2 protein-coding genes are annotated in these 6,021 nt (G+C 40.6%); both read left to right on the forward strand.

Annotation, left to right across the window (positions count from 1 at the left end):
- Positions 1-541 precede the first annotated feature (541 nt).
- The gene (locus tag HDC90_RS25135) at positions 542-3,781 is read left to right on the forward strand and encodes a hypothetical protein (RefSeq protein WP_184471374.1); all 3,240 of its coding nucleotides are present in this window, start codon (positions 542-544) and stop codon (positions 3,779-3,781) included.
- A 9-nt stretch (positions 3,782-3,790) separates the two neighbouring features.
- A partial coding sequence (locus tag HDC90_RS25140; RefSeq protein ID WP_221451947.1) for a DUF6443 domain-containing protein occupies positions 3,791-6,021 on the forward strand: 2,231 nt, incomplete at its 3' end.

The following is a 6,021-nucleotide window of genomic DNA, read 5'->3' on the forward strand; positions in this document are numbered from 1 at the left end:
GTTTGTTCGGCTTGATTCAAGGGAAGTTATAATTGTTGTAATACCACAAAGAAACAAATTATTTTATTCCCCCCAACTTTTCCGCTTGATCCAAACCTTGTTCAAAGTATTCATGCTTATGGTTCAGTCTGGTAAACGGGAATAGCAGATTAGTTTAGAACTATTTTTTTGATTTGTCCTTAGCTTTTCTTTGTATGCTTACACAACAGACCGATAGTGCAAAAAAAAATGGCCATAATTCCTTAATAGGTCTTCTCCTGTTTTTTAGTAAATTTCCAATTCTGAATAAATGTTAGTTTCGTCATATAAAGCAAGGGGTTTGTGTAAAATTCTTGATCAATTTTAAAATTTAAAGACATTTTTGGTGAAAATATCTTATATGCGCCTCAATCAATATTCCCACACTAATGAAGGTAACTTCGTACAAAATATTTCTGAGATAATTTATTCATATCAAAGTTTTTGCTTTCAGATAATTATTAAAATTTATCCTGAAAAATGCAACTCCATCTTAGCCTTCTAATAAATAAATTCAACAAAAATGAAAAGAATCTTAACGCTCCTCTCCATTTTAATTTGCGCTTTACTGCAACTATGGAGTAACCCAGGTTTTAGTCAATCTATATCTAACACTTTCAGTAAGGCCGAACATCCCAATCCCATAACAGCATCACCAGAAGCCGCTGCACTTGGTAAATATGGCGATGTACCTGTATCCCTATTCTCGGGATTGCCAGATGTCTCTATCCCGATTTATAATTTTAAGATCGGCGACATAACTGTTCCCATAAAATTAAGTTACAATGCAGGGGGAATAAGAGTAGATGATATCGCAACGAATGTCGGTTTAGGTTGGTCGCTGAATGCTGGGGGAGTAATTTCTCGGACTCAAAATGGCGGGCCGGATGGTTCTGCTAACATTGGTTTTCCGAATCCTTTCAATCCGAATTTTCCAGATTTAGAAGGAAGTCATCCAGATTACGACTTAGGAAAGCAATTAGTAGAGGAACACATAGATATGGAAAGAGATTTCTACTATTATAATTTCTTAAATTCATCAGGCAAATTTTTGATTGATCATAGTGGTAAAGTATGTTTCTTCCCTTCAGATCCTAATATAAAAGTCAATATGTTCGAAAACGGTGGTTCTATTATCATTACAGATGATAAGGGAATAAAATATTATTTTGATGTTATAGAAACTTCAAAAAATACGCCGGTGTGTTCAGTTGGTATACCTGGTAATAGTGAATACCCTGATGAAATTATTTCAGCTTTCTACCTTTCCAAGATTGTTAGTCCAAATAACAATGAGATCGATTTTGATTATGAGTCCTATAATTATAAGGTTGTTAAAGGTTATAATGAGGTGCGTTACGAAAAGCAGGGAATTTTGGATTGTGCAGAATTGACAATGCAAAACCGGACATGCAATACCATACAGGAATTTTTTGGAAAAAGGATCAAAAGAATCAGGTCTTCTGATAATTCGAGCTTGGTCGAATTTTCTTATTCAGCTTCCAACAGACTCGATCTGAAATACAATAATATCGATCAAGGAAATGCCCTGGAACACATTGTTGTTAAGCAAAACGGAGTAACGGTTAAGAATTGGGATCTAAACCATAATTATTTCGGATCTGGTACGAACCTGCGTTTAAAGCTACTCTCTATAAAAGAAGACAGCCAGCCTGCTTATCAGTTTACTTATGATGAACAGCACCAGTTACCAGAGAGACTGTCTTTTTCGCAGGATTATTGGGGCTTTTATAACGGAAAAACAGCGACGAATACTTTTATCCCACCAATACCATCTATCGGACGGATTACAGGGGCTGATAGAATGCCTGATTTTGAATACATGAAAACTTATTCATTGATTGGAATACGATATCCTACTGGTGGTATTACAAATTTTGAATTCGAACCGCACAAAGATAATGTTACAGAAAGTGTTACCAATTATATAACAGAATCAGCTACGGTATCAAATACTTCAAACGGTTCTACGGATTTTTTTTTACCGCTAAACGCAGCTGAATTTAAAATGTCTTGGTCGCTGCCAACCATCAACACAGATGATTTTATGTTTGGTTACATTATGGGAGGAACCAATTTTTCCACTGTTTATAAAACTGTGTCTGGAAATGGATTTGAAACCAATTTTCCCAGCATTACGGCAGGTGCTAACTATAGGTTGATGATCGCCGGTAGCAACGGAGACGATAAGGGGGATTTATATTTTGAGTGGAAAAAACCGGTAACTACAACCAATACCTATAGTAAAATTGTTTTTGGTGGATTAAGAGTTAAAGCGATAAAAACTTATGATGGAGCACTTTTAACCGGTAGTAAATTTTATAACTACAATTGGATAAATGATCCACAGCATAGCAGCGTGATATTACCAACAAGTGCACCTGATTATTTGGTTTTTAATAGCATTTACACTGTTCCTAAAATAAATACTGCTAGCGGTGGTGCAATTTTAGAGGGAACATGTGGATATAACGTAATTAGCTCTTCATCATCCCAATCTCTTGGTGTTAACCTCGATAATACCTTAGGATACGAACAAGTGAGCGAAACTTATGAAGAAAACGGGCTAAACGGTAGGAAGATTTATCGCTATCTAAAAGGTCCGATAGAAGGCGCCAAAGGAATGCTTGCTGAAGAAACAGTGCAAAGGCTTGATGGAGCAGTTTACAAAAATGTTCATTCATCAAAAAATACCTACGGTTTTCCAATAGTTGGGAGAGATACTATCCCAAGTATGAAAATTAGTTATATACAACCAGAGGTTACTGTTGGTTCGGGAGATCACTATTCAAAGATACCTGCACAGTTTGAAGTGCAGAAATTTCTGTTTGTTTCTGGAAAGGTACAGCTTCAGCAAACAAAAGAAGTTAGCTATAGTTCGATAAATACTGATTCTGTTACTACAGGTTCTGAGTATACTTATGGAAATCCCAATTATAGTTTCCCTACTATTATTTACAATACCGATAGCAAGGGAAGGATTGTGCGTAATGAAAAACAATATGTAAAAGATAAAACTAACATTCCGGTTTATTTGGCCATGAGCAATGCAAATATAATTTCCCCAGTAGTAGAGGAAAGGTTTATAGATCAGGGAAACAACCAGCAGATAGCCCAAAGAAAAAATAATTTTTCGGTATTTTCTGGCACTTACCAACCTTTATCTATTGAAACATCTTATGGCAGCGCAGCGCCTTTTATTGAAATCGTTTATAATGCCTATGATGGGCATGGTAATTTGCTAAACTTTAGTGTTCCCAATGGCATTTCAACGGCTTATAAATGGGGCTATAACAATCAGTATGTAATCGCACAGTGCAAAAATGCCACGGAAGATGAATTCTTTTTTGAAGGATTTGAAGAGAACGGCGTTGTAGGAAATGCGCACAGCGGAGAGAAATACTATTTAGGAGATTATACCATTAGTTGGAATATCCCCAATGGCCGAAATTATATAATCAGCTATTGGTATCTTGAAAATGGCTTATGGCATTACATTGAAGCGGCGTATCAGGGAGCTACAGTCTTGAATCAGGGCGATGCCATTGACGATATACGTATATTTCCTTTAGATGCGCAGGTTACTACTTTTACCTACAAACCATTAATTGGGATGACCAGTAGCACCGATGCCAAAGGCATGACCACCTATTATGAGTATGATGCCTTCCAGCGTTTAAAAGCAATAAAAGACCAGAACGGCAACATTTTAAAACAGACTGATTACCACTATAAAAACTAAGGCGCTCCTATGAAACAACATCTAAAATATTTTTATGCTTTAGCAGTCTTATTGCTGTTTGTTGGCAGCTCTTCTGCCCAAAAAGTGGTATCGGTATATAATGGCGAAAGCGAGATCAGTGCACCGTCGAGCGCAACGCTGACCGACGGTTTCCATACCATGGGACCTGTACGGATTTTCACCACGGGTTTGAGCTATCTGAACTGCCAGCCGCTCTCTTCAACGCCCAGTACCAACCAGAACTATATCAGTACGAAGATATTTAAACAGCCGGGCTTAGATCCGAACAATCTTTCTGGTCGCAGCATTTGTGAGGTAAATGAAACGATCCAGTATTTCGATGGTTTGGGCAGGTCCTTGCAGACTGTTCAGGTGCAGGGCAGCCCCGGCTTTAAGGATATTGTACAGCCTGTGGCCTACGATGCCTTTGGCCGCGAGCAATTTAAATACCAGCCCTATGCGGCACAGACCGGAACCACTGGTAATTACCGTACAGCTGCGCTGGCTGATCAGCTGTCCTTTTACAACAGCCCAACAGCGGGGGTAAAAGCAACAGGTTATCCCTTTGCCGAAACGGTTTTCGAAGCCTCACCACTAAACCGGGTATTACAGCAGGGTGCCCCAGGTGCAGACTGGCAGATCAGTGCTGGCCATGCGCTTAAAACCGAATATGGCACCAATACCCAGGATGAGGTAAAACTGTGGATCGTGAATAATGCTGGTAATGGTGCTGCAGCCAGTGTTTACGGGCCAGGGAAACTGTATAAAACCATTCTTAAGGACGAAAACTGGAAACCAGCAGATGTAAAGGCAGGCACTACCGAAGAGTTCAAGGATTTTGAAGGGCGTGTGGTGCTGAAACGGGTATGGGAAACAGATGGAAGAAGCCTATCTACCTATTATGTATATGATGACCTTGGCAACCTACGTTATGTGCTTCCCCCGGCGGTAAACGAAAACGGACAGGCTGCGTTAAGCACTTTTGACGAAAGCCAAACGATTTTCGACCAGTTTATCTACGGTTACCATTACGATGGACGCAAAAGGCTGGTGGAGAAGAAAATCCCTGGCAAGGGCTGGGAGTTTATGGTTTACAACAAACTCGACCAGGTGGTAATGAGCCAGGATGCCAACCAGCGCAACAAAAGCCCGCAGGAATGGAACTTTACCAAATATGATGCTTTCGGTAGGATAGTAATCAGTGGGCGTTATATTGATGATCTTCACGGCGGGCAGTCGGGAACCAATTATAGGGTTTCTTTTCAGGATATCGCAAACGGAACTGCTGCCTATGAAAAACCTGATGCATCAAATGCACAGATTGGTTACAGCAACGATGCTATTCCACAGGGCAGTATCGGAGATTATTATGTACTGAACTATTACGACGATTATGATTTTGTAGGTAACACCTTTGGCCAGCCCGGAACAAGCCAGGCACCAGCAGCACGGACCAAAAGCCTGCTGACAGGAACAAAGGTAAAGAACCTGGGTAACGGAACGATGCTGCTTACCGTAAACTATTATGATCTGGAAGGGCGTATACTGCAGAGCAAGAGCAGCAACCACCTGAATGGTACCGATGTGGTAGACAATACCTGGAACTTTGATGGCAGCCTGAAAGCGAGCATACGTACCCACACGGTAGGCGGGGCAGTTACTACCATTGCCAACCGTTACGAGTATGACCATGCCGGTCGCAAGATCGCCACTTTCGAGAACATCAACGATAAAGGCGAAATTGCATTGAGCCACCTGGAGTATAACGAAATCGGGCAGCTGAGTAAAAAGAACCTGCACAACGATAGCCAGGCCACTACCTTTGCCTACAACGAGCGTGGCTGGATGAAGAACAGTACCTCCGATCAGTTCAGTATGGAATTGAAATATAACGATGGTATCCTTGCGCAGTTCAATGGCAATATCTCTGGCCAGAGTTATACCAACGGTACGGCCAATGCCTTCAGTTATAGTTACGACAGGCTGAACCGTTTGACCAATGCCACAGCAGGCAACAACCTGGGCGAAGCCATTAGTTACGATGTAATGGGTAATATTGTCAGTTTAACCCGTGATAATTTTGGAACAAACAACTATACCGGCTACAATGGTAACAGGTTAACAGCTATCAGTGGTTTTACCAATAGCAGTTATGGCTACGACGCCAATGGCAACCTCACCAGCGATAGCCAGAAGAACATCACTCTGGGATACAACTTCCTTAACCTGCCGCAAACGGT

It is taken from the genome of Pedobacter sp. AK013, assembly GCF_014205835.1.
GTDB lineage: Bacteria > Bacteroidota > Bacteroidia > Sphingobacteriales > Sphingobacteriaceae > Pedobacter.

Bases quoted from the DNA above. Each gene is read 5' to 3' on its own strand.
- HDC90_RS25135 (WP_184471374.1), top strand. From the start codon at position 542: ATGAAAAGAATCTTAACGCTCCTCTCCATTTTAATTTGCGCTTTACTG.